This is a genomic window from Campylobacter sp. US55, assembly GCF_004378955.1.
Taxonomy (GTDB): Bacteria; Campylobacterota; Campylobacteria; order Campylobacterales; family Campylobacteraceae; genus Campylobacter_D; species Campylobacter_D jejuni.
In genome coordinates this window covers 66808-91035 of record NZ_RYYF01000006.1, presented here as the reverse complement: position 1 = coordinate 91035, position 24228 = coordinate 66808, and the positions used below count along the sequence as shown (strand labels likewise).

General features: G+C 30.9%; 19 protein-coding genes. 15 read left to right on the top strand and 4 right to left on the bottom strand.

The window, feature by feature from the left end:
- Positions 1-54 precede the first annotated feature (54 nt).
- The 3 genes from cas9 to cas2 are packed head-to-tail and all read left to right on the top strand — an operon-like array spanning position 55 to position 4329.
- Positions 55-3018 carry a type II CRISPR RNA-guided endonuclease Cas9 gene (gene cas9, locus ELQ07_RS05490; protein ID WP_057042707.1) on the top strand — a complete coding sequence of 988 codons (2964 nt, stop codon included), beginning with the start codon at positions 55-57 and terminating at the stop codon, positions 3016-3018.
- Positions 3015-3905 (top strand): type II CRISPR-associated endonuclease Cas1, encoded by an 891-nt coding sequence (gene cas1, locus ELQ07_RS05485; RefSeq protein ID WP_057042706.1) that lies wholly within the window; start codon positions 3015-3017, stop codon positions 3903-3905. The genes cas9 and cas1 overlap by 4 nt, the downstream gene beginning before the upstream one ends.
- A complete protein-coding gene (cas2, locus tag ELQ07_RS05480) occupies positions 3898-4329 on the top strand; it encodes a CRISPR-associated endonuclease Cas2 (protein ID WP_002797817.1) in 432 nt (143 codons plus the stop codon). The genes cas1 and cas2 overlap by 8 nt, the downstream gene beginning before the upstream one ends.
- A 429-nt stretch (positions 4330-4758) precedes the next feature.
- On the opposite strand, the gene ELQ07_RS05475 is transcribed toward cas2, so the two are convergent.
- From ELQ07_RS05475 to cueO, 4 genes are read right to left on the bottom strand one after another with little or no spacing between them, the layout of a single operon-like run.
- Positions 4759-5949, bottom strand: coding sequence for a molybdopterin molybdotransferase MoeA (locus ELQ07_RS05475; RefSeq protein ID WP_070241101.1), 1191 nt, complete (start codon positions 5947-5949; stop codon positions 4759-4761).
- 3 nt (positions 5950-5952) lie between these two features.
- Positions 5953-6399: a molybdenum cofactor biosynthesis protein MoaE gene (locus ELQ07_RS05470; RefSeq protein WP_002932396.1), complete on the bottom strand. Its 447-nt coding sequence runs from the start codon at positions 6397-6399 to the stop codon at positions 5953-5955.
- Positions 6400-6621, bottom strand: a complete 222-nt coding sequence (locus ELQ07_RS05465; protein WP_002779488.1) for a MoaD/ThiS family protein — start codon at positions 6619-6621, stop codon at positions 6400-6402.
- A gap of 1 nt (position 6622) precedes the next feature.
- Positions 6623-8164 (bottom strand): multicopper oxidase CueO, encoded by a 1542-nt coding sequence (gene cueO / locus ELQ07_RS05460; protein ID WP_134224850.1) that lies wholly within the window; start codon positions 8162-8164, stop codon positions 6623-6625.
- A 123-nt stretch (positions 8165-8287) separates the two neighbouring features.
- Here cueO and nspC point away from each other — a divergent pair, with 123 nt between their 5' ends.
- The 12 genes from nspC to ELQ07_RS05400 all read left to right on the top strand — a co-directional run bounded on the left by nspC (position 8288) and on the right by ELQ07_RS05400 (position 24220).
- Positions 8288-9436 (top strand): carboxynorspermidine decarboxylase, encoded by a 1149-nt coding sequence (gene nspC, locus ELQ07_RS05455; protein ID WP_134224849.1) that lies wholly within the window; start codon positions 8288-8290, stop codon positions 9434-9436.
- Between the two features lie 302 nt (positions 9437-9738).
- Positions 9739-10452, top strand: a complete 714-nt coding sequence (locus ELQ07_RS05450) for a molecular chaperone TorD family protein (protein WP_079860164.1) — start codon at positions 9739-9741, stop codon at positions 10450-10452.
- Positions 10427-10618 carry a twin-arginine translocation signal domain-containing protein gene (locus ELQ07_RS05445; protein WP_002851537.1) on the top strand — a complete coding sequence of 64 codons (192 nt, stop codon included), beginning with the start codon at positions 10427-10429 and terminating at the stop codon, positions 10616-10618. The genes ELQ07_RS05450 and ELQ07_RS05445 overlap by 26 nt, the downstream gene beginning before the upstream one ends.
- Positions 10618-13422 (top strand): formate dehydrogenase subunit alpha, encoded by a 2805-nt coding sequence (locus ELQ07_RS05440; protein ID WP_079742596.1) that lies wholly within the window; start codon positions 10618-10620, stop codon positions 13420-13422. Before ELQ07_RS05445 ends, ELQ07_RS05440 begins: the two co-directional genes overlap by 1 nt.
- Complete coding sequence (fdh3B, locus tag ELQ07_RS05435; protein WP_002851264.1) at positions 13419-14060, top strand: formate dehydrogenase FDH3 subunit beta; 642 nt, start codon at positions 13419-13421, stop codon at positions 14058-14060. Before ELQ07_RS05440 ends, fdh3B begins: the two co-directional genes overlap by 4 nt.
- Positions 14057-14989, top strand: coding sequence for a formate dehydrogenase subunit gamma (locus ELQ07_RS05430; protein ID WP_134224848.1), 933 nt, complete (start codon positions 14057-14059; stop codon positions 14987-14989). Before fdh3B ends, ELQ07_RS05430 begins: the two co-directional genes overlap by 4 nt.
- 166 nt (positions 14990-15155) lie before the next feature.
- Positions 15156-15938, top strand: coding sequence for a formate dehydrogenase accessory sulfurtransferase FdhD (gene fdhD, locus ELQ07_RS05425; protein WP_070241095.1), 783 nt, complete (start codon positions 15156-15158; stop codon positions 15936-15938).
- Complete coding sequence (locus tag ELQ07_RS05420; protein ID WP_002855349.1) at positions 15931-16668, top strand: winged helix-turn-helix domain-containing protein; 738 nt, start codon at positions 15931-15933, stop codon at positions 16666-16668. Before fdhD ends, ELQ07_RS05420 begins: the two co-directional genes overlap by 8 nt.
- A gap of 114 nt (positions 16669-16782) precedes the next feature.
- Positions 16783-18885 carry an aspartate chemotaxis receptor CcaA gene (gene ccaA / locus ELQ07_RS05415; protein ID WP_070316795.1) on the top strand — a complete coding sequence of 701 codons (2103 nt, stop codon included), beginning with the start codon at positions 16783-16785 and terminating at the stop codon, positions 18883-18885.
- A 111-nt stretch (positions 18886-18996) separates the two neighbouring features.
- Positions 18997-19569, top strand: a complete 573-nt coding sequence (gene yedF / locus ELQ07_RS05410; protein ID WP_052785480.1) for a sulfurtransferase-like selenium metabolism protein YedF — start codon at positions 18997-18999, stop codon at positions 19567-19569.
- Between the two features lie 10 nt (positions 19570-19579).
- Positions 19580-20602 carry a selenide, water dikinase SelD gene (gene selD / locus ELQ07_RS05405; protein WP_079461991.1) on the top strand — a complete coding sequence of 341 codons (1023 nt, stop codon included), beginning with the start codon at positions 19580-19582 and terminating at the stop codon, positions 20600-20602.
- Positions 20603-20731: 129 nt separating this feature from the next.
- Positions 20732-24220, top strand: coding sequence for a proline dehydrogenase family protein (locus ELQ07_RS05400; RefSeq protein WP_134224847.1), 3489 nt, complete (start codon positions 20732-20734; stop codon positions 24218-24220).
- Positions 24221-24228 lie beyond the last annotated feature (8 nt).

The following is a 24228-nucleotide window of genomic DNA, read 5'->3' as shown; positions in this document are numbered from 1 at the left end:
ATGATTTTTATATTATAATTATAAACAAATCATAAATATTAAAAAGGATCTAGTGTGGCAAGAATTTTGGCATTTGATATAGGAATAAGCTCTATTGGCTGGGCATTTAGCGAAAATGATGAGTTAAAAGATTGCGGAGTTAGGATTTTTACAAAGGCTGAAAATCCTAAAACAGGAGAATCCTTAGCCTTGCCAAGACGCCTTGCAAGAAGTGCTAGAAAACGCCTTGTTAGACGCAAAGCAAGGCTAAATCACTTAAAACATTTAATCGCAAATGAATTTAAGTTAAATTACGAAGATTATCAAAGCTTTGATGAAAGTTTAGCTAAGGCTTATAAAGGCTCTTTAATTAGCCCTTATGAGTTAAGATTTAGAGCTTTAAACGAGCTTTTAAGTAAGCAAGATTTTGCAAGAGTGATTTTACATATTGCAAAAAGGCGTGGCTATGATGATATTAAAAATAGCGATAATGAAGAAAAGAGTGAAATTTTAAAAGCTATCAAGCAAAATGAAGAAAAACTAGTAAATTATCAAAGTGTGGGAGAGTATCTTTATAAAGAGTATTTTCAAAAATTCAAAGAAAATTCCAAAGAATTTATAAATGTTAGAAATAAAAAAGAAAGTTATGAACGCTGCATAGCGCAAAGTTTTTTAAAAGATGAATTAAAGCTTATTTTTCAAAAACAAAGAGAATTTGGCCTTTCTTTTTCAAAGAAATTTGAAGAAGAAGTGCTTAGTGTAGCATTTTATAAAAGGGCTTTAAAAGATTTTTCTCATTTGGTGGGAAATTGTAGTTTTTTTACTGATGAAAAAAGAGCGCCAAAAAATTCGCCTTTAGCTTTTATGTTTGTAGCGCTTACAAGAATTATCAATCTTTTAAACAATCTTAAAAATACTGAAGGAATTTTATATACAAAAGATGATTTAAACACGCTTTTGAATGAAGTTTTAAAAAACGGCACTCTAACTTATAAACAAACAAAAAAGCTTTTGGGCTTAAGCGATGATTATGAATTTAAAGGAGAAAAAGGAACTTATTTTATTGAGTTTAAAAAATATAAAGAATTTATAAAAGCCCTAGGTGATCATAGTTTAAGCCAAGATGATTTAAATGAAATAGCAAAAGATATTACCCTTATAAAAGATGAGATTAAGCTTAAAAAGGCTTTAGCAAAATACGATTTAAATCAAAATCAAATTGATAGTTTAAGCAAATTGGAATTTAAAGACCATTTAAATATAAGTTTTAAAGCCTTAAAACTTATCACTCCTTTAATGCTTGAAGGTAAAAAATACGATGAAGCTTGTAATGAGCTTAATTTAAAAGTAGTAATCAATGAAGATAAAAAAGATTTTTTACCCGCATTTAATGAAACTTATTATAAAGATGAGGTAACTAATCCTGTAGTTTTAAGGGCGATTAAAGAATACAGAAAGGTCTTAAATGCTTTACTTAAAAAATACGGCAAAGTGCATAAAATAAACATTGAATTAGCAAGAGAAGTAGGTAAAAATCACAGCCAAAGAGCTAAAATAGAAAAAGAGCAAAATGAAAACTACAAGGCCAAAAAAGACGCCGAGCTTGAGTGTGAAAAACTAGGCTTAAAAATAAATAATAAAAATATTTTAAAATTAAGATTATTTAAAGAACAAAAAGAATTTTGTGCTTATAGTGGAGAAAAGATTAAACTTAGCGATTTGCAAGATGAAAAAATGCTTGAAATTGACCATATTTACCCTTACTCTAGAAGTTTTGATGATTCTTATATGAATAAGGTTTTAGTTTTTACCAAGCAAAATCAAGAAAAGCTTAATAAAACCCCCTTTGAAGCCTTTGGCAATGATAGTACAAAATGGCAGAAAATTGAAGTTTTAGCAAAAAATTTGCCTACTAAAAAGCAAAAAAGAATTTTAGATAAAAACTATAAAGACAAAGAGCAAAAAGACTTTAAAGATAGAAATCTAAACGATACTCGCTACATCGCAAGGCTTGTTTTAAACTATACTAAAGATTATTTAGATTTTTTACCTTTAAGCGATGATGAAAATACAAAGTTAAATGACATACAAAAAGGCTCAAAAGTGCATGTAGAAGCAAAAAGCGGTATGCTAACATCGGCTTTAAGACACACTTGGGGCTTTAGCACTAAAGATAGAAATAATCATCTTCATCACGCCATCGATGCGGTAATTATAGCTTATGCAAACAACTCTATCGTAAAGGCTTTTTCAGATTTTAAAAAAGAGCAAGAAAGCAACAGTGCAGAACTTTATGCAAAAAAAATTAGTGAATTAGATTATAAAAACAAAAGGAAGTTTTTTGAGCCTTTTAGTGGTTTTAGGCAAAAGGTTTTAGATAAAATTGATGAAATTTTTGTCTCAAAACCTGAGAGAAAAAAGCCAAGCGGAGCCTTACACGAAGAAACATTTAGAAAAGAAGAAGAATTCTATCAATCATACGGCGGAAAAGAAGGAGTTTTAAAAGCCCTAGAGCTTGGTAAAATCCGCAAAGTAAATGGTAAAATTGTTAAAAATGGCGATATGTTTAGAGTGGATATTTTTAAACACAAAAAGACAAATAAATTTTATGCTGTGCCAATTTATACTATGGATTTTGCTTTAAAAGTATTACCAAATAAAGCCGTGGTGCAAGGTAAAGATAAAAAGTCAGGTCTTATAAAAGATTGGATTTTAATGGATGAAAATTATGAGTTTTGCTTTTCTTTATACAAAGATAGTTTGATTTTAATTCAAACTAAAGATATGCAAGAGCCAGAACTTGTTTATTTTAATGCTTTTACAAGCTCTACTGTTAGTTTGATTGTTTCAAAACACGATAATAAATTTGAAACGCTAAGCAAAAATCAAAAAATATTGTTTAAAAATGCAAATGAAAAAGAAGTAATCGCAAAAAGCATAGGAATTCAAAATCTAAAAGTATTTGAAAAATACATAGTTTCAGCACTTGGAGAAGTGACAAAGGCTGAGTTTAGACAAAGAGAAGATTTTAAAAAATGAGTTACGATGAAGCTTTTAAAACACTGCTTATTAGCTCTAATGCCAAGCTAAATTTAGAGCTAAATCATCTTGTGATTAAGCAAGATGAAAATATAGCCAAATTGTTTTTAAAAGATATAAATATCATCATTTTAGAAAGCTTACAAGCAAGCCTTAGTTCCGCACTTTTTAACGCTTTTGCAAAGCATAAAATCATCTTGCTAACCTGCGATGAAACTCATAGTATAAATGGTGTTTTTACTCCTTTTTTAGGGCATTTTCAAAGTGCAAAAATCGCAAAAGAACAAATAAATGTAAGTGCTCAAAAAAAGGCTATTTTATGGCAAAAAATCATTAAAAACAAAATCCTAAATCAAGCCTTTGTTTTGAAAAAACACAATAAAATAGAGCAAAGCAATGAGCTTATAAATTTGGCTAAAAAAGTAAGCTTAAATGATAGTAAAAATATCGAAGCTGTTGCGGCGGCGCTTTATTTTAAAACTTTGTTTGGTGTTTCTTTTTCAAGAGATGAGCTTTGCTTTGAAAATTCTGCTTTAAATTATGGCTATGCAATCATTAGGGCTTGTATTATTAGAGCAGTTTGTATAAGTGGGCTTTTGCCTTGGCTTGGCATAAAGCACGATAATATTTATAATTCTTTTGCGCTTTGCGATGATTTGATAGAAGTGTTTAGGGCTAGTGTTGATGATTGTGTTTTAAAGCTTAAGGGTGAAAGTGAGTTTTTAAGCAAAGATGACAAAAGAGCGTTGATTGGCAATTTGCAAAGCAAAATCAATTTTGATGGGCAAAATTATCCTTTAAACAGAGCGATAAATCATTATGTGGCAAATTTTAAAAATGCTTTATTGTATGAAGATGAGCTAAAGATAGTAAAATTTGATGATTGAAGATAAATTTATGCGTGTGCTTTTGATGTTTGATGTGCCAACTAAAAGTAAAAAAGAGCAAAAACTAGCAAGTAAATTTAGAAACAATCTTATAAAATTAGGTTATTTTATGTTGCAATTTAGCGTTTATATGCGTATTTGCAAGGGTTTAAGTTCTGCAAAAAGTTCTATTGAAAATGTAAAAAAGATTTTGCCACCTTATGGAAATGTAAGGGCTTTAATCATCACTGAAAAGCAGTTTGATAAAATGGAGCTTTTGCTTGGTGGCATAGTTTTTAACGAAAAAGTTAATAACGAAACCAATTTAACGCTTTTTGATATAGATAGTCATGGAGAATTTAAATATAAAAATTCAAATAACGAAGAAATTCAAATAAACAAAAAACAAGAAAAATATCATCAGCAAAATTTATTTGAATTTTAAAAGCGGTTTTAGGGGATTGTAACCCCGCAGAGTCCCGCAAACTCTTTATTTTAGTCCCTTTTTAAATTTCTTATGAGATTATAGCATAATTTTTGCTATTTTTCATGAAAAAACCCCGAAATTTTCATTATCTGGTAAATATCTATTTTACCATAAAGAAATTTAAAAAGGGACTAAAACAATATTTACAGGCGAGTTGTTGATTATTATATTTTACCATAAAGAAATTTAAAAAGGGACTAAAACTTATTGCATTATTTATAATAGCATCGCTTGATTTTACCATAAAGAAATTTAAAAAGGGACTAAAAAACCCTAGTGGATTGAAATTCTGCTAGGGCTAATTACTTCACTAAAAGGAGGTTGTAAATTTGAAACTTATTGAAATTTAGGGTTGATTAAAATCGAAATAAAATTATTTAAATAATTTTAAGGCATAAAGATAATATCCACTAAACTTTCATTTTCTAAAATTTCACATTCTTTTGGTACCACCATAAGGGCAGCTTTATTGTTAAGATTGTTTATAATCGCACTAGAGCCTTCTTTCTTACCTTCAAGATTGGCTAAAATGCGTCCATTTTTAAATTCCACATTACAAGCGACAAATTCCAAATAAGGTGTTTTTTTCTTGTAACTTCCTTGTAAAAAGGCCTTGCAAATATAGTCTTTAGGTTGAAGTAACCAAGAGTTTAAAATCTCTCTTGCGTAAAGATTAAACATTACCATAGCCGAGTAAGGAAAACCTGGTAAGGCGATGATGAATTTTTCATTAGCCTTGGCTATTTTGATATGTCTACCTGGTTTTATGTCGGCTTTATCGATGATGATTTCATATTCTTTTACAGCTTTTTTTAAAAAGTCAAAATCCCCCATAGAAACCCCGCCTGTTGTAATCAAAATATCACAACTTTGCAAAGCGCTTTCAAGGGTAGAAAAAGTGGCTTTTTCATCATCTTTTAAAAGAGGAAAAACCCTTGTATCGCAATTTAAATTTTTAGCTAAATTAGCTATGGCGATATGATTTGAAGAGCGGATTTGAGCAGGATTTTCCAAGGCTTCTCCTAGATCTTTTATCTCACTTCCACTGCTTAAAACCCCTACAATAGGCTTTATAAACACACCAATGTGAAAAAATCCAAGTTCAGCTAAAAGAGCTATTTCGCTATAATTTAACCTTGTGCCTTTTTTGAGTAAAATTTCATCTTTTTTATAGTTTTCTCCTACCGCACGCACGGCAAAAGCTTGGGGAACTTTTTTTTCTATAAAAAGAGTATCATTTTCTACGCGTACATTTTCAACAGGGACTAAAGTATCGCTTCCTTCGCTCATGAGTGAGCCTGTAAAGGTTTTTACACAAGTACCATTTTGCACGCTAAATTGTGGCATAGTGCCTGCAGGTGTGAGGCCTAAAATTTTTAAAGGCTTATCTTGATCTTCAAATTTGATCGCATAACCATCCATAGCCGAAGTTGGAAATTCAGGCTGATTTTTAAGGGCTTTTATGTCTTGAGCTAAAATGCGTCCTAAACACTCTGTAAGAGCTATTTTTTCAATCTTTTCATAAGTTTTGATATGAGAGTGTAAAATTTTTAAACTTTCTTCATAAGACATTAACATTTTTTATCCTTTTAAAAGTCCTGCACCGCAAAGTTTGGTTGATCTTTCTTTGGCATAAATTCTTTCTTTGTTTATCACATCATACTTCCAAATGGGTGCGCTTGCTTTAAAATCTTCAACAAATTCATTAAGGAGTTTAAGTCCTAATTTTCTTTGTTTGCTTAAAATTCCTGCAAAATAAGAGCTTTCATGAACCGCCACATCGCCTATAGAGTGAGCAAAAAGCAAGCTAATACCATCAAAATCTACTCTTTTTTGCCACTCATCAAACCATTTTTTTAAAAGCGGTTCATAAATATCAAAACTAAGTGCCTCAATGCCTCCTTCTTCACGCACAATACCACAAAAAGTCAGCAAAGCACCGCAGTTTTTATTCTTGGCAAATTCATACCATTGGCTATAAATTTTAGGAATATCTAAAGAACCTTGATAGAGTGTAAAATGTTTCATTTAACCCCCACAAACTGGCGGTAAAAGTGCTATTTTATCACCATCTTTTAACTTAGTGTTTTCATCAAAAATGATTTCATCGTTTAAAGATACGGCACAAAGTTCTAGCCATTCTTTTAAACTCTCATCTTTTTGCAAAATTTCTTTTAATTCTTTTAAATTTTTTACTTCAAGTTCTAAATTTTCTTTATTTATAGGGCCTAAAAATTCCACTTTTACCATTTTATTCCTTTACTTCTAAATTTCCCATCATTCCTAAATCTTCATGTTCTAAAATATGGCAATGATACATTCTAAGTCCTTTAAAATCTTGTTTCATTCTAAGTCTTAACTCTTCATTAGGACGCACATTTATAGTATCTCTTAAGGCTCTAAATTCGGCTTTTTGAACTTTGCCATTGAGTTTTGATGAGATGAGTTCAAATTGCGTGCCGTGTATGTGGAAAGGATGATCCATGTGAGATTTATTTATCACTATCCAGTCTTCAACTACTCCAAGCTTGGAGCTTAAATCAATGCGTTTTAAATCATAGCTTTTACCATTGATTAAAAACATAGACGCAAGAGCGATTTTTAATTCGCTTTCACTTTTTCCCATCATACCATGCATTTGCATATGATCTTCACTCATGATTATTTCTTTAAATTCCTTAGGCTCTTCTAAAGGTTTGAAAATTTTTAAATTTTTTGGAAGTTCTAAATTTTCTTTTTTTAGGCTAATATTGGCTAGAAATAGGGTATTAGGTTCTTCTTTTACCATCATTTTATCCCTATCATAATAAGCACTTTCTAGCTTAAATTCTCCATCTTTTGGAGCGTCGATTAAAACTTCTACGCGAGAAGCAGGACTTAAAAAAAGTTCTTCTTTATAAATAGCTTTTTCTATAAGTCCACCATCAGTACCAACAAGTATAAACTTAGCTCCTTGTATGCGTAAATTTAAATATCTTGCCGCAGTAGCATTATAAATGCGTATGCGTTCGTTTGTGGCGAGTTTGATTTTAGGTTTAAATTGTCCATTGATGAGTACAAATTCTCCTTCTCTACCATTTAGCCAATCATTTAGGTTGTTGTTTGGAATTTGAGCGTTTTCATCAAGACGCAAATCGCTAATCATCAAATCTTTTTCTTTTAAATGACTTAAAGCATCTTTTTTTGCTTTGATCACAAAAGCCCCTGCTAAACCCATAAAAACTTGTTTAGAAGTGGTATAATGAGGGTGTGGATGATACCAGTAAGTTCCTGCGCTATCTTGAGGAATTTCAAAACGATATATTCTTTCTTCTCCTGCTAAGATAGGATCATGTGGGCTTCCATCTTGATCAGGTGGCACAGGAACGCCATGCCAATGTATAGTTGTAGCTTCTTTGAGTTTGTTTTTGACTAAAATTTCAAGTTTATCTCCTTCAAAAACTTCTATTTTTGGAGCAGGTACTAGACCATTGTAAGTATAAAATAAGGTTTTTTTACCTTTGATAAGCTCTATATGATTTTCTTTGATTTCTAGGGTAGCACGAAAAATATTTTTTTCTTTACTTTCATTTTTGAGTAAAGGTAAGGCTTTTAAAATTTCTCCTTGGGGGAATTGTTTTGGATCTAAAAGCTTTAAATTTTTTGAAGCAAAGTTTATAAAAGAAGTATCTAAGTCATGATTTATAGAATGATTTTTATGCATGGAGTGCATATCGTGCATAGGATTTGCATAGGCTACACCCATACTTGCTAGAGTAAGTGCATTAAATTTTAAAAAATTTCTTCTATTCATTAGTTTTTCCTTTTGCTTGATTTTTTGTATTATAGTCATTATTTTTTTAGTTTTAGTAAATATTTATTTTGAAAATTTGGTTTAATTTTGTTATGATTTTAGCAATTTAATCAAGGAAAAATAATGTTTTATGAAAATATTCAAACCCCAGCTTATATTTTAGAAGAAGATAAATTAAGAAAAAATTGCGAGCTTTTAGCAAGTGTTGGCGAAAAAAGTGGTGCTAAAGTGCTTTTAGCTTTAAAAGGTTTTGCTTTTTCAGGAGCGATGAAAATTGTCGGAGAATATCTAAAAGGTTGTACTTGTAGCGGACTTTGGGAAGCAAAATTTGCTAAAGAATACATGGATAAAGAAATTCATACTTATTCTCCTGCTTTTAAAGAAGATGAAATAGGTGAAATAGCCAGTTTATCTCATCATATAGTGTTTAACTCTTTAGCTCAATTTCATAAATTTCAAAGCAAAACACAAAAAAATTCCTTAGGCCTTCGTTGTAATATTGAATTTTCTCTAGCTCCAAAAGAACTTTACAATCCTTGTGGAAGATACTCAAGACTTGGAATTCGTGCTAAAGATTTTGAAAATGTGGATTTAAATGCTATAGAAGGACTTCATTTTCACGCACTTTGTGAAGAAAGTGCTGACGCTTTAGAAGCTGTTTTAAAGGTCTTTGAAGAGAAATTTGGTAAATGGATAGGGCAAATGAAATGGGTGAATTTTGGAGGAGGACATCACATCACTAAAAAAGGCTATGATGTTGAAAAACTTATTGTTTTGTGTAAAAATTTCAGTGATAAATACGGTGTGCAAGTTTATCTTGAACCAGGTGAAGCGGTGGGTTGGCAAACAGGAAATTTGGTGGCTAGTGTAGTAGATATCATAGAAAATGAAAAACAAATTGCTATTTTAGATACTTCAAGCGAAGCACATATGCCAGATACTATCATCATGCCTTATACAAGTGAAGTTTTAAATGCTAGAATTTTAGCCACAAGAGAAAATGAAAAAATTTCAGACTTAAAAGAAAACGAATTTTCCTATTTGCTTACTGGAAATACTTGTTTAGCGGGTGATGTAATGGGAGAATACGCCTTTGATAAAAAGCTTAAAATCGGCGATAAAATTATTTTTTTAGATCAAATTCATTACACCATTGTGAAAAACACAACTTTTAATGGTATAAGACTTCCAAATCTCATGCTTTTAGACCATAAAAATGAACTTCAAATGATAAGAGAATTTTCTTATAAGGATTATTCTTTAAGAAATTAGTATTATTTATAATTTGCATAAAATGTTAATTTTACTTGGAAAAAATCAAAGACATAAATTTTATACAAAGTATTTTATTTTTTCAAATATAAAATCAACTTAAATATCTAATTTTTAATACTTTGGTATGATTTTTTAAGATTTTAAGTCCTTATAGAATTTTATTGAAATTCAGTGATTTTTAAATCAAATAGTATTAAGATAAATCGATTTAAAAATCGGCTTTAAAATGAATATTAGGTATATTTTGCATAATATTCATTCAAGCAAAATTTAAAGCTATTTTTGAAAATTTTGAATGCATGGAGGCTTTAATGGATTTGGAAAAATTAAGATTAGCTAGAAGTCTTTATTATCAATGTCTAGGAGAGCTTTTTGTTTTTTCATTTTCTGAAGAAAGATTGTCAAAATTACAAGAGTATTTAAAGACAATGCAAGAATGTTTATTTGATGAAAATTTAAAATCAAATTTTGATATCTTGCTCAAGCATTTAGATGATGAAAATTCTATACAAGCATTTTTTAAAGAATATGATTTGCTTTTTTTAAGTCTTAAAAATAGCATTCCAACGACTTTTTCTTACATAGAAGAAGGTTTTGAAAATTCAAATCCTTTACTTTGTGTGCGTCAAATTTTAGTCAAAAGTAAAATAAGACGCAATGAAAAATTTTTTAAAGAAAGTGAAGATAGTGTTGGATTTTGTTTATTGTTGATGAGTGAATTTTTAAGGCAAAATGAAGATGATTTAGCCAAAGAACTTTTTGAAAAAGTGATCAATAAAAACATCGATGAGTTTTTAGGTGATGTTTTCATGAATAAAAATGCGAATTTATACAAGGAAATTTCAAGTATTGCATTGGCTTTTATGGAATTTGAAAGATTTTGCTTTGAAGTAGAAAAACCTGTAAAAATAAATTCTAAAAAAGTGCAAAACGATCTATCGCGTTCAGAATTTTTAAGAAGAGAAGCAAATAAACAAAGGAGGACTCGTGAAAAATCGCAGGGAATTTCTTAAAAAATCCGCTTTTGCCTTAGGGGCTGCTGGAGTGCTTGGTAGTACGACTTTAGCTCTAGCTAAAGATGAAGAAAGAAAAGATTTAGTTAAAGGTAAAAGTAAGAAAAAAGAAGTGCTTTTTCAAAGAAGTGCTAATTGGGAAAATTATTATATAAAGGCTGAGTAATGTCAAGTGTAGGTGAAAATATCAAGCTTACGCGTCGTTCTTTTCTTAAAATGGCAGCACTTTCAAGCCTAGCAACACCGTTGCTTGCTAGAAGTGAAACTTTAAGAGAAGCGAGTGCTGATGAGCTTAAAGAAGCGTACGAAGGTAGTAAAAAAGTAAAAACAGTTTGTACAGCCTGTTCTGTAGGCTGTGGGATTATTGCAGAAGTGCAAAATGGTGTTTGGGTGCGTCAAGAAATTGCTCAAGATCATCCTGTGAGTTCAGGTGGACATTGCTGCAAGGGATCTGATATGATCGATATGGTGCGTTCGCATGTGCGTTTAAAATATCCTATGAAAAAAGAAAATGGAGAATGGAAACGCATAAGTTATGAGCAAGCTTTAAGTGAGATTGGAGAAAAACTAGCTGCTTATCGTAAAGAAAATCCTGAAAGTGTTATGTTTTTAGGTTCTGCAAAAATGAGCAATGAACAAGCTTATTATGTGCGTAAATTTGCAGCGTTTTTTGGAACGAACAATGTAGATCATCAAGCTAGAATTTGACACAGCGCAACAGTCGCCGGTGTGGCGAATACATTTGGTTATGGCGCTATGACAAACCATCTTGGAGACATTCAAAGAAGTAAATGTATCATTATCATTGGGGCAAATCCAGCGGTAAATCACCCTGTGGGTTTTAGACATTTCTTAAAAGCAAAAGAAAAAGGCGCAAAGCTTATTGTTGTAGATCCTAGATTTACAAAAAGTGCAGCTAAGGCAGATATTTATGCAAGAATTCGTCCGGGAACTGACATTGCTTTCATGTATGGAATGCTAAAAATTATCTTTGATGAAGGTTTAGAAGATACAAAATATCTCGATGAAAGAGTTTTTGGAATCGATAAAATTCGTGAAGAAGCAGCAAAATGGACAGCTGAAGAAGTAGAAAATGTTACAGGAATTTCTAAAGAACTTTTAGTGCAAATTACTCACGAAGTAGCTAAAAATAAACCAACTACGCTTATTTGGGCTATGGGTTTAACTCAACATACCGTAGGAACTTCAAATACGCGTTTAGCACCTATTGTACAAATGGTACTTGGAAATATAGGTAAATTTGGCGGCGGAGTTAATATCTTACGCGGACACGATAATGTTCAAGGTGCTTCGGACATGGCTTGTTTAAGCGAAAATTTACCTGGTTATTATCCTTTAAATGAAGCGACTTGGAGATACTATGCCAAAATTTGGGGCGTAGATTATGAGTGGCTTTTAGGAAATTTTGTAAGTAAAGATTGGATGCATAAAACCGGACTTTCACTTGCTAGATGGTGGGCAGCAGCTTTAAATGGAAAAGATGGCAATGATGCTATCGATAATGCAGGAACGCCTTTAAAAGCTTTAGTAGTTATGGGAAATGGTATCACTTCAACCGCACAACAAGCTAAGGTTAAAGAAGGTTTAGAAGCTTTAGAGCTTTTAGTTTTGGCTGATCCTTTTGTAAATGAAGCAGGGATTATCGCAGAAAGAAAAGATGGAATTTATCTTTTACCTGCAGCAACACAGTTTGAAACAAGCGGAAGTGTAACAGCAACAAATCGTAGCGGACAATGGAGATTTAAAGTTGTAGATCCACTTTATGAAAGCATGGAAGATCAAGAAATTTTATTTGAGCTTGCTAAAAAATTAGGCTTTTATGAAGACTTTACCAAGACTTTACGCGATGAAAAAGGTGAGATCGTTTGGCCTGAAAATGCAACAAGAGAAATTGCAAAAGCAGTTAGAAGTATAGGGCTTAATGGTTGGAGTCCTGAAAGGCTTAAAAAGCATACTTTATACTGGGATAAATTTGATGAGGTAACTTTAGAAGGAAAAGACGAAGTTGCTGGCGAGTATTACGGGCTTCCTTGGCCTTGTTGGAGTGATAAACACCCAGGTTCTCCTGTACTTTATAATACCGACATTGAAGTAGCAAAAGGTGGTATGGGCTTTAGAAACAATTTTGGACTTGAGTATGAAGGAGAGAGTTTACTTGCTAAAAATGCACCTTTAAATTCGCCTATTGATACAGGTTATCCACAAATTACTAAGGATAATATAGAAAAAGTTTTAGGCATTACTTTAAGTGCCCAAGAAAAAGAAAAAATGGGATCAACTTGGTCTTATGATGATAGCAATATCATAGCAACTAAATGTATAGAAAAAGGCATAGTTCCTTATGGAAATGCTAAAGCTAGAGCTGTAGTTTGGACTTTTAAAGATAAAATTCCACTCCACCGTGAGCCTTTACATTCTCCAAGAAACGATTTGGTACAAAAATATCCAAGTTTTGAAGATCAAAAAGCACTTTATCGCGTGGATACTAAATTTGTTTCTGTGCAACAAGCTAAGGATTATTCTAAAGAATTCCCGCTTAATCTTGTTACTGCAAGACTTGTGAATTTAAATGGTGCGGGTATGGAAAATAGAGCATCTATGTATCTAACGCGTTTAACACCTGAAATGTTTTGTGAGATCAATCCTGAATTAGCAAAAGAGCAAGACATTAAAGCAGGAGATATGATTTGGGTGCATTCTCCAGAGGGTACTAAAATTCATGTAAGAGTGAAGGTTAATCCAGGTGTAGCAAAAGATATGATTTTCTTACCTTTCCATTTTACAGGGGTAATGCAAGGTGTGGATTTAACACATAACTTCCCAGAAGGAACTAAGCCTTATGCAAGCGGAGAAAGTGCTAATACGGTAACAAATTATGGTTATGATATTATGTGTCAGATTCCAGAGACTAAAGGTGGGCTTTGTAGAATCAGTAAGGATGGAAAATGAGTAAGGTAAATTTTGCAAATTTGGAAAAAGAACGCTTGAAATTCTTTTGTGATAATGAGCGTTGTATTGATTGTAATGGTTGTGCGGTAGCTTGTGATGAAGCACATGAGCTTCCTATTCACATTCGCCGTCGCCGTGTGATTACTTTAAATGAAGGAATTCAAGGAAAAGAAGTTTCAACTTCTATTTCTTGTATGCATTGTGATGATGCTCCTTGTTCTATCGTTTGTCCTGTGGATTGTTTTTATATCCGTGCTGATGGTATTGTTTTGCATGATAAAGAAATTTGCATAGGTTGCGGATATTGTCTTTATGCTTGTCCTTTTGGCGCACCACAATTTCCAAAAGATAGTGTTTTTGGAAATAAAGGCATTATGGATAAATGTACTATGTGTGCAGGTGGCCCTGAAGCAACAAATTCAGAAAAAGAAAGAGAACTTTATGGTCAAAATCGTATTGCAGAAGGTAAAGTTCCTGTATGTGCTGCGATGTGTTCAACAAAAGCACTTTTAGTAGGCGAAAGTTCTAAAATAGAAGAGATTTATCATAATAGACTTATGAATAGAAATTATGGCATTCCAAATCCTTCGGAAAGTTTGGAATGGAAGATTGCTTACACAGGAAAGGAACGCTTATGAGAAAAGTATTTGCAACGCTTTTATTAAGCGTAGTAAGTTTATTTGCTTATGGTAGTGAGAGAATAGGACAAGATACTCAAATTTGGGATTTTCATCGTATTACAAATATCTCAAATTATGAAACTTTTGGCAAACTTTGGACAACTTTGCAAGGTGAATATATAGCTACTATAGCTTTAATTGCTGTTATTGCCGTGTTGTCTGCATTTGCTTTGCATTATATGGTTATAGGACCTAAACAATTTTCACACGATGGAAAGAAAATTTATGCTTTTACATTATTTGAAAGACTTTTTCATTTTATCGCGGCAATTTCTTGGGTGATTTTAGTGCCAACTGGTTTTGTGATGATGTTTGGGGCGACTTTTGGAGGTGGACTTTTTGTAAGAGTTTGTAAAAATTTACACGCTTTTGCAACGGTTTTATTTATCATCTCTATAATCCCTATGTTTTTATGCTGGATTAAAAGAATGCTTCCTGCAAGTTATGATATCAGATGGATGATGATAGTAGGTGGTTATTTAAGCAAAGTAAAACGTCCTGTACCTGCAGGTAAGTTTAATTTTGGTCAAAAATCTTGGTATTATATTGCTGTTTTTGGTGGATTTTTGATGATAATTACAGGTGGATTTATGTATTTTCTTGATTTTAATTCCACGGCAATTCAAGGTCTTTTTGGTTTAACTCAAATTGAACTTTTAAGAATTTCAGCTATAGTGCATAATTTCTTGGGTATAGTGTGTGCAGTATTTTTTGGTGTGCATATTTATATGGCAGTATTTGCAATCAAAGGCAGTATCCATTCTATGATTAGTGGTTATAAAGAGGAAGAAGAGGTTTATATTTTACATTCTTATTGGTATAAAGAATTAAGTAGTAAAAAACAAATTGAACCTAATTTTTCTTATGATCCTAATGTGAAAATTTAATCTTTAACCGCTATGTTATTGCATAGCGGTAGTTTTAAGCTTTTTTGAAATAAATAGAACGAATTTTATTTTACAAGTTGAATCTAAAATCTATTTTTCCATATATAAATTTGTTATTTATGTTTTTTTGATATAATATTATTTAAAGATATTTAAAGGATAAGGTATGGATCCATTATTTACAACTCAGATTTTAAAATATAAAGGTGATGAATCTTTTACATGCGATGATACTTTAGTGCGTGAAATTAAGCTTGAAATTTTTATTAATGATGAAAAAGTAGGTGCTTTAATGGCAACTCCTGTAGATGAACAGGCATTAGCAATAGGGTATTTAATGAGCGAAAATATCATTGCAAAAGTAAGCGATATTGAGAACATAGAAACAAAAGATGATGGTATGAGTGTGTATATCAAAGCAAAGATTGATAAAGAAAATTTAGCAAAGCTTAATGCTGAAGGCGTAGTTATAAGTGGTTGTGGTAGAGCACATACTGCAAATATCGATTTAGAAGCCATTGAAGCGAGTAAAATTAGTTCTGATGCAAAATTTAGCAAAGATGAAATTTTAAAACAAATGAGTACTTTTTATACTCAATGTGAGCTTTATGAGAAAACAGGCTGTGTGCATACGGCTAAGCTTTTTGTAAATGAGAAAACTTTTTTTATAGGTGAAGATATAGCTCAACATAATACCATAGATAAAGCTTTAGGAAAAGCATGTTTAGCTGGGGTTGATTTAAGTCAATGTTTTTTAATGGTTAGTGGAAGGCTAAGTTCTGAAATGGTAGCTAAAGCAGTTATGCATAAAATTCCAGTCCTTGTTTCACGCACGGCTCCTACTTGTTTAGGAGTTATGATAGCAAGAAAATTTGATTTAACGCTTTGTGGTTTTGCTAGAGAAAATAAGATCAATATTTATAGTGGAGAATTTAGAATTCATGGATAAAAACCAAGAAAAAGAAATCATCTCATACATGAGAGAATTGTTAAATAGTAATGAAAAATTAGATTGTGGTACGGCTTTTAAAATTGCAAAGAAATTTAATGTAAATATAGAAAAAATCGGACAATTAGCCGATGAAAATCACATGAGAATTGATAATTGCGAGTTGGGGCAATTTGGACATTTAGATTTTGAAAAAGCAAAGATTGAAGTGCTTAAAAAAATAGAACCTAGTTTAGATGAAAAGCGTAGAATTTTTTGTAAAGATGCAAGAGATATTGCTAAAGAAGGTTGTGGACTTAAAAGTATGCGTTCAGCTTTAAAAGCTTATAAGGTTGATGTAAAGTATTGTCAACTTGGTTGTTTTAAAGAAAAAAAAGGTAAGCAATTTATAGTAAGAACAAAAACTTGGATTGAAAATGCGGATGGAGATTTGCTTTTTGGACGAGGAAAAACAGAACTTTTAGAGCTTATCGGACAAACAGGTAGTTTATTGCATGCTTCTAAACTTATGGGGATTAATTATAAAAAAGCTTGGATGCATTTACAAACCTTACAAAAAAATTCTCAAGAAATTTTAGTTAGCACACGACAAGGACGCTCTAAAGAATCAGGAACAAAACTTACTCCTAGAGCTTTGGAATTAATGGAAAATTACTCTATTTTGCAAAAGGACATAGAAGAATACGCTAATAAACGCTTTAAAGAATTGTTTTTAAAAGGAAAAAAATAAATCTTCTATCAAAAAATACTAATACATAATATTTTTATAATTAATTAATGGTATTTTTTTAAAAAATATGTTAAAATATAAAATCCAAAATTTTATTTTTTAGGAGTTATTAAGATGTTTAAATCTTTAAATATAGGTTTAAAACTTATTTTTTCTGTAGCAACTGTTGTTGTTATTGGGCTTATTATTTTAATCTCATTAATCACAAAACAAGTAAGTCAAAATATTACCAAAAACACAGAAGATATTCTAGCTTCTATCACGAAAGAATATGCTACCCAAACTCAAGGAATTTTTGGGGAAATGATTGCTTTAAATAAAAGTATTTCAGGTACTTTAACAGAAATGTTTAGATCAACTTCAAAAGAAAATTTAGATATAGATAGTATAACAAATATTATAACCAATACTTTTGATAATAGTGCTTATTCTAATTTTACTTATTTGTATCTTATCGATCCGCCAGAATATTTTAAAGAGGAGAGTAAATTTTTCAATACTCAAAGTGGAAAATTTGTTATGCTTTATGTTGATGAAGAAAAAGATAGCAAAGGCGGGATAAAAGCAATACAAGCTAGTGATGAAATAGCTAATTTACAAGTTGTGCAAGATATATTAAAAAAAGCAAAATATGGGGAAAATAAAGTATATATAGGACGTCCTATTAGGATGAATTTAGAAGGTCAAGATTTTGATGCTGTAAATATTGCTATGCCTATATTTGACCGAAAGAATCAAGTTGTAGGTGTTATCGGTATGACTTTGGATTTTTCGGCTATTGCTACTTATCTTTTAGATCCTAAGAGTCAAAAATATGATGGAGAATTAAGAGTTCTTTTAAATTCCGATGGATTTGTCGCGATTCACCCTAATAAAAATTTGGTTTTAAAAAATTTAAAAGATATCAATCCTAATAAAGGTGCACAAGAGACTTATAAGGCTATGAGCGAAGGAAAAAATGGAGTTTTTAACTATATAGCTTTTGATGGTGATGATTCTTATGCCGCGATTAATAGTTTTAAAGTGCAAGATAGTTCTTGGACAGTTTTGGTAACAGCCCCTAAATATTCAGTTTTTGAACCTTTGAAAAAATTACAATTAATTATTATCAGTGCATCTTTGATTTTTATTTTTGTTGTTTTAGGAGTGGTTTATTATTGTGTAAGAAAAATTGTTGCAACAAGATTGCCAATTATTCTTAATTCTTTAGAATCTTTTTTCCGTTTCTTAAATCATGAAAAAATTGAGCTCAAATTAATTAAAATTCGAGCTAATGATGAATTAGGGGCAATGGGTAGAATCATAAATGAAAATATTGAAAAGATTCAAATATCTTTAGAACAAGATCAAAATGCTGTAGATGAATCAGTGCAAACTGCTAGAGAAATCGAAAAAGGTAATTTAACTGCAAGAATTACTAAAAATCCTATAAATCCTCAATTAGTAGAACTTAAAAATGTTCTTAATAGAATGCTTGATGTTTTGCAAAGTAAAATTGGTTCTAATATGAATGAAATTAATAGAGTTTTTGATAGTTATAAAGCGCTTGATTTTAGCACAGAAGTATTTGATGCTAAAGGCGAAGTTGAGATTACAACTAATATTTTAGGTAAAGAAATTAAAAAGATGCTTGTAGCTTCTTCCAATTTTGCTAAAGATTTAGCCAATCAGTCAGAAGAGTTAAAAAATTCTATGCAAAAACTTGCTGATGGCTCTAATGCACAAGCGAGTTCTTTAGAACAATCGGCTGCAGCTGTAGAGGAGATTAATTCTTCTATGCAAAATGTAAGTGGAAAAACAGTTGAGGTTGCTTCGCAAGCTGATGATATAAAAAATATTGTCAATGTGATTAAAGATATCGCTGAGCAAACGAATCTTCTTGCTTTAAATGCAGCTATTGAAGCTGCACGTGCTGGAGAACATGGGCGTGGTTTTGCAGTTGTTGCAGATGAGGTAAGACAGCTTGCGGAAAGAACGGGAAAATCCTTATCTGAAATCGAGGCAAATATTAATATACTTGTTCAAAGCGTAAATGAAGTAGCAGAATCTGTAAAAGAACAAACAGCAGGAATCACACAGATTAACGATGCTATAGCGCAACTTGAAACTGTAACTAAGGAAAATGTCGAAGTTGCAAATGTCACCAATAATATAACAAATGAAGTCAATCAAATTGCTGCAGCAATTCTTGAAGATGTGAATAAAAAAAGATTTTAAAAAAAGCTCATTTTTGAGCTTTTAAATTTTTTCTATATTATTTAAAATTTTTAAACACAAAACAAGTAATAAAATAATATTATTTTCCAAAGCTAATATTAAGGAAAAATAATGAAAATTGATTGTCGCAATCTTTCTTGTCCTCAGCCTATAGTTGAAACAAAAAACGCTCTTGAAAAACTTCAGGAAAATGAAATTTTAGAAATCGTTTTAAATTCTATTATTTCAAAAAATAATGTTGTAAAATTTCTTAACTCTTTAAATTTAAACCCTGTTGTAGATGAAAATGCACAAGAGTTTTGCATCAAAGTACAAAAAAATAATTTTAATTCTAGTGAAGTAAATATTCACGATTATAATGTTTTATTTTTAAAAACTGACAAAGTGGGTGAGGGTGAATTGGGACAAAATTTACTTGTAGGATTTTTAAGTACCTTAAAAAATTTAGATCATGCCCCAAGTAAAATTCTTTGCGTAAATGAAAGTGTTTTAATCAATGTTGATGAAAATCATAAAGCACATTTAGCTATGAAAGAACTTGAAAATTTAGGTATCGAGATCATAAGTTGTGGAGCTTGTCTAGAATTTTTTAATAAAAGCAAAGAGCTTAAAATAGGAAATATAGGTAACGCATATGAAATTTTAAACGAGCTTTTTGGTAAAGCAAAAATTATTACTTTGTAAAGGAAAAATACTGCAATATAAAAATCAAAATTTAACCCATTTTGTTAAAGCAGCAGGCTGAGCAGCGAAATTAAGCCCGGGTGGTCTTAAAACAATTTTAAATTTCATGCAAAAAACCCCTGCTTTACTTAGTGATATCGGAAATAATGAAGATGCAAGCGTATATCAAATCAGTCCCGATTTAGCTTTGGTGCAAACGCTTGATTTTATCACTCCTATAGTAGACAGTGCTTATCATTTTGGTGCTATTGCTGCAGCAAATGCTTTAAGCGATGTTTTTGCTATGGGTGCAGAGGTGATTAATGCCTTAAATATAGTAGGTTTTGATACTTGTAATCATGATTTAAATATCTTAAAAGAGCTTTTAGAGGGCGCAAATGATAAGGTTCAAGAATGCAATGCTTTAGTTGTGGGTGGTCATACTATAGAAAGCACTGAGCTTTTTTTTGGACTTAGTGTTACAGGAAAAATACATCCTAGTCAATTTATTGCTAATAATACTTCTAAAGTTGGAGATTGTATCATTTTAACCAAGCCTTTAGGAACGGGAATTTTAAGCACAGCCTTAAAGGCGCAAATGTTAAATCAAAAACATTTAGATATAATGCTTAAAAGTATGATGGAGTTAAATTATAAAGCCAGTCAAATTGTTCTTAAATTTCATCCAAGTGCCATGAGTGATGTCACAGGTTTTGGACTTTTAGGACATTTAAAAGAAATGCTAAATAAAAATATTTCTTTTGAAATTTTTGAAAGTGAACTTCCTTTTTTAGATGGAGTAAAAGAGTATTTTAATATGGGTTTAATTCCTGCTGGAGCTTATAAAAATTTAGAATTTATAAAAGAACTTATCCCTGATTTAAATGAAGAAAAATTATTACTTTGTGATCCGCAAACTTCAGGAGGACTTTTGATTTCTATAAGTGAAAAAGAATCCTTAGAATGTTTAAAAAAACTAGAAGATGAAAATATTCAAGCTAAAATTATTGCCAAGGTTGTAAATAAGCAAGAAAATGATATTATCATTTCTTAATTTTTGTTACTTATATACCCATTAAAATTTTTTTTATCATTTTTTATACATTTTCTATGATTTAAAATATTATTTTTATCTTATTTATATATTATCTATTAAAATTTATTTTATCTTAGGAGATATAAAATGATACAAAAAGCTTTAGCCTTAGCTGAAGAATTGCAAGGACAAATAGAAGTCAATATTTCAAATTCTGAAAAAGAATTTCATGCTAAAATGCAAAAACTTCTTAATAATCCCAAAAATAAAGTTATGCTTATAGAACTTTTAGATCGTTCTTTTAGATGTAAAGATAAAAATGCAAGTTTTGAGCTTATAGAATATACTTTGAGTAAATATGGCATAGCGGATTTTTTTAGCACTTTTGAAAAATTCCTACTTTTTAGCTTTTTAAATTTTGGCAAATTTGCTCCTAATTTAAGTGTACCTTTTTTTGTCAAACATTTAAGAGAAGATACTAAAGCTATGGTTCTAGATGCAAATCCTAGTGTTTTAGAACCGCACATTAACAAAAGAAAAGAGCAAGATAAAATTACCTTAAATGTGAATTTAATCGGCGAAGAGGTTTTAGGTGAAGCTGAGAGTAAATATCGTATGCAAAAATATGAAGAGGCTTTAAAATCAAGTTATATCACTTATATTTCCATAAAAATTACTACGATTTTTTCACAAATTAATATTATAGATTTTGATTATTCCAAAGAAGAGGTAGTAAAAAGACTAGATTATCTTTATGCTTTAGCCTTAGAAGAAGAGAAAAAACAAGGTGTATCTAAATTTATCAATCTTGATATGGAAGAATTTAGAGATTTAGAACTTACTGTTGCAGCTTTTATGGAAAGTGTGGCTAAATTTGATATTAAAGCGGGGATTGTTTTGCAAGCTTATATTCCTGATTCTTATGAGTATCTTAAAAAACTTTTTGCTTTTTCAAAAGAGAGGGTTTTAAAAGGTATGAAGCCTATTAAGATCCGTTTTGTTAAGGGTGCTAATATGGAAAGTGAAGAAACTATTGCATCTCAAAAAGGCTGGGAGCTTCCTACTTTTTACAAAAAAATAGATACTGATAGCAATTATAATAAAATGCTTGATTTTATTCTTGAAGGAGATAATTATAAATACATCAACATAGGAATTGCAAGTCATAATATCTTTGAGATTGCTTATGCTTATACACGCATAAGTGAAGCGGGTGCTTTAGATTCTTTTACTTTTGAAATGCTTGAAGGTATGAGTTTGCAATGTTCTTATGAATTATCTAAAATGCATGATTTAATCCTTTATGCCCCAGTTTGCGATGAAGCACATTTTAACAATGCCATTGCTTATCTTGTAAGACGCCTTGATGAAAATACAAGTGAAGATAATTTTATGCGTTATTTTTTCAATCTTAAAGTAGGAGATAAAAACTGGAATATCCAAAAAGAACTTTTTTTAAAATCTTTAGAAGGCATAAAAACTCTTGATAATACTACACATCGTAAGCAAGATAGAAATAAAGAATCAAATATCATAAGTTCTTATGAAAGTAAAAAATTTAGCAACGAAAGTGATACGGATTTTATTTTAGCGCAAAATAGAGCATGGGCTAAAGAAATTAAAGCTAAATATGAAAATTTAAAAGATTATGATGTTTATCCTGTTATAGGTGAGCTTGATTTTAAAGCAGAAAATTTAAATGTTTTAGAAGTTAAAGATAAGATTGAAGATAGAGTGATAGGAAAGGCTTATTTAGCCGGAGAAAAAGAAATCAAACAAGCTTTAGAAGTAGCTAAAAATTCCAAATTTACACAAAAAAGTCATGATGAAATTTATCAAATTTTAGCTAAAAGTGCAAAACTTATGAGAGAAAGAAGAGGGGATTTGATAGGTTTGGCAGCTTTAGAAGTGGGCAAAACCTTTTTAGAGATCGATCCTGAAGTAAGTGAGGCTATTGATTTTATAGAGTTTTATCCGCACTCTTTAGAAGAGCTTAAAAAACAAAATCCAAAAGTTAAATTCACACCTAAGGGCATAGGGGTTACCATAGCTCCTTGGAATTTTCCTATAGGGATTTCAGTGGGCACCATAGCTGCACCACTAGCTGCAGGTAATGTGGTGATTTACAAACCTTCTTCACTTTCAACTCTAACAGGTTATATGCTTTGTAAGTGTTTTTGGGATGCAGGTATTCCAAAAGACGCTTTGATTTTCTTACCTTCAAAAGGAAGTGATATTTCTAAATATTTACTTGTTGATGAAGCGATTAAATTTTCAATTCTTACAGGAGGGGAGGATACTGCTTATGCTATGTTAAAAGCTAATCCAACCTTGCTTTTAAGTGCTGAAACGGGCGGAAAGAATGCGACTATAGTTTCTAAATTTGCTGATCGTGATAGTGCGATTAAAAATATCATTCATTCTGCTTTTAGCAATAGCGGTCAAAAATGTTCAGCTACTTCTTTGCTAGTTTTAGAAGAAGAAGTTTATCATGATGAAGAATTTAAAAAGACTTTAGTAGATGCTGCAAGTTCTATGGCAGTGGGTAATCCTTTTGAATTTAAAAATAAATTGGGTACTTTAGCTGATAAGCCAAGTTCTAAAGTTCAAAAGGCCTTAGATGAATTACAACCTTATGAAGAATGGGCATTAAAACCTAAGTTTTTAGAGAATAATCCTTATTTGATGACTCCAGGTATAAAATATGGCACTAAAAAGGGTGATTTTACTCATATGAATGAACTTTTTGTACCGATTTTAAGCGTGATGAAGGCTAAAGACTTAAAAGAAGCTATTGATATAGTAAATTCCACAGGTTATGGTTTAACTGCAGGTTTTGAAAGCTTAGATGAAAGAGAATGGGAGTATTTTCACACTCACATAGAAGCAGGAAATATTTATATCAACAAACCAACCACAGGGGCTATAGTACTGCGTCAACCTTTTGGAGGGGTTAAAAAATCAGCCATAGGTTTGGGTAGAAAAGTGGGAATTTATAATTATATCACTCAATTTTTAGAGATTAAGCAAGAAGATTTTGATGATCATTTAATTGAAGATAAATTTTCAAAAAAATTAGCACAAATAGATTTAAAAGAAGCACAAGATTTTATGAACGATTTAATTAAAATGTCTCAATCTTATGCTTATCATTATAAAAATGAGTTTAGTGTTTCAAAAGATTATGTCAATATACGTGGAGAAGATAATCTTTTTTCTTATACTAAAATAAAGAATATGGTTTTAAGACTTTGTGGAAATGAAAGCTTAAAAGATGTTTTAGGGGTGATTTTAGGTGCAAATATTGTAAATATTGATCTAAGTATCAGTTATGATGAGCAAGATATTAGTATGATAGAACGAATTGTTCAAAGCATAGGAGTAAAAGTATTATTTTTAAAAGAAAATAAAGAAAATTTTATCAAGAGTATTAAAGAATATGAAAGAGTGCGTTATTTAGCAAAACCAGATGTAAATGATGAGATTTATAAAGAGGCTGCAAAGCTTGCTAAAATCATCATAAGAGAAAAGCCATTGTTAAATGGTCGTTTTGAACTTTTAAATTATTTTAATGAAAAAGCTTTAAGTATATCTTTTCATCGCTATGGAAATTTAGGCATTAGAGCAATATCTTAATGATCAAG

Coding starts and splice junctions, on each gene's coding strand:
- cas2 (WP_002797817.1), top strand. CDS start 3,898: ATGATTGAAGATAAATTTATGCGTGTGCTTTTGATGTTTGATGTGCCA.
- ELQ07_RS05475 (WP_070241101.1), bottom strand. CDS start 5,949: ATGTTAATGTCTTATGAAGAAAGTTTAAAAATTTTACACTCTCATATC.
- cas1 (WP_057042706.1), top strand. CDS start 3,015: ATGAGTTACGATGAAGCTTTTAAAACACTGCTTATTAGCTCTAATGCC.
- yedF (WP_052785480.1), top strand. CDS start 18,997: ATGAAAATTGATTGTCGCAATCTTTCTTGTCCTCAGCCTATAGTTGAA.
- ELQ07_RS05470 (WP_002932396.1), bottom strand. CDS start 6,399: ATGAAACATTTTACACTCTATCAAGGTTCTTTAGATATTCCTAAAATT.
- ELQ07_RS05450 (WP_079860164.1), top strand. CDS start 9,739: ATGGAGGCTTTAATGGATTTGGAAAAATTAAGATTAGCTAGAAGTCTT.
- ccaA (WP_070316795.1), top strand. CDS start 16,783: ATGTTTAAATCTTTAAATATAGGTTTAAAACTTATTTTTTCTGTAGCA.
- fdh3B (WP_002851264.1), top strand. CDS start 13,419: ATGAGTAAGGTAAATTTTGCAAATTTGGAAAAAGAACGCTTGAAATTC.
- ELQ07_RS05400 (WP_134224847.1), top strand. CDS start 20,732: ATGATACAAAAAGCTTTAGCCTTAGCTGAAGAATTGCAAGGACAAATA.
- cueO (WP_134224850.1), bottom strand. CDS start 8,164: ATGAATAGAAGAAATTTTTTAAAATTTAATGCACTTACTCTAGCAAGT.
- fdhD (WP_070241095.1), top strand. CDS start 15,156: ATGGATCCATTATTTACAACTCAGATTTTAAAATATAAAGGTGATGAA.
- ELQ07_RS05420 (WP_002855349.1), top strand. CDS start 15,931: ATGGATAAAAACCAAGAAAAAGAAATCATCTCATACATGAGAGAATTG.
- ELQ07_RS05465 (WP_002779488.1), bottom strand. CDS start 6,621: ATGGTAAAAGTGGAATTTTTAGGCCCTATAAATAAAGAAAATTTAGAA.
- ELQ07_RS05430 (WP_134224848.1), top strand. CDS start 14,057: ATGAGAAAAGTATTTGCAACGCTTTTATTAAGCGTAGTAAGTTTATTT.
- nspC (WP_134224849.1), top strand. CDS start 8,288: ATGTTTTATGAAAATATTCAAACCCCAGCTTATATTTTAGAAGAAGAT.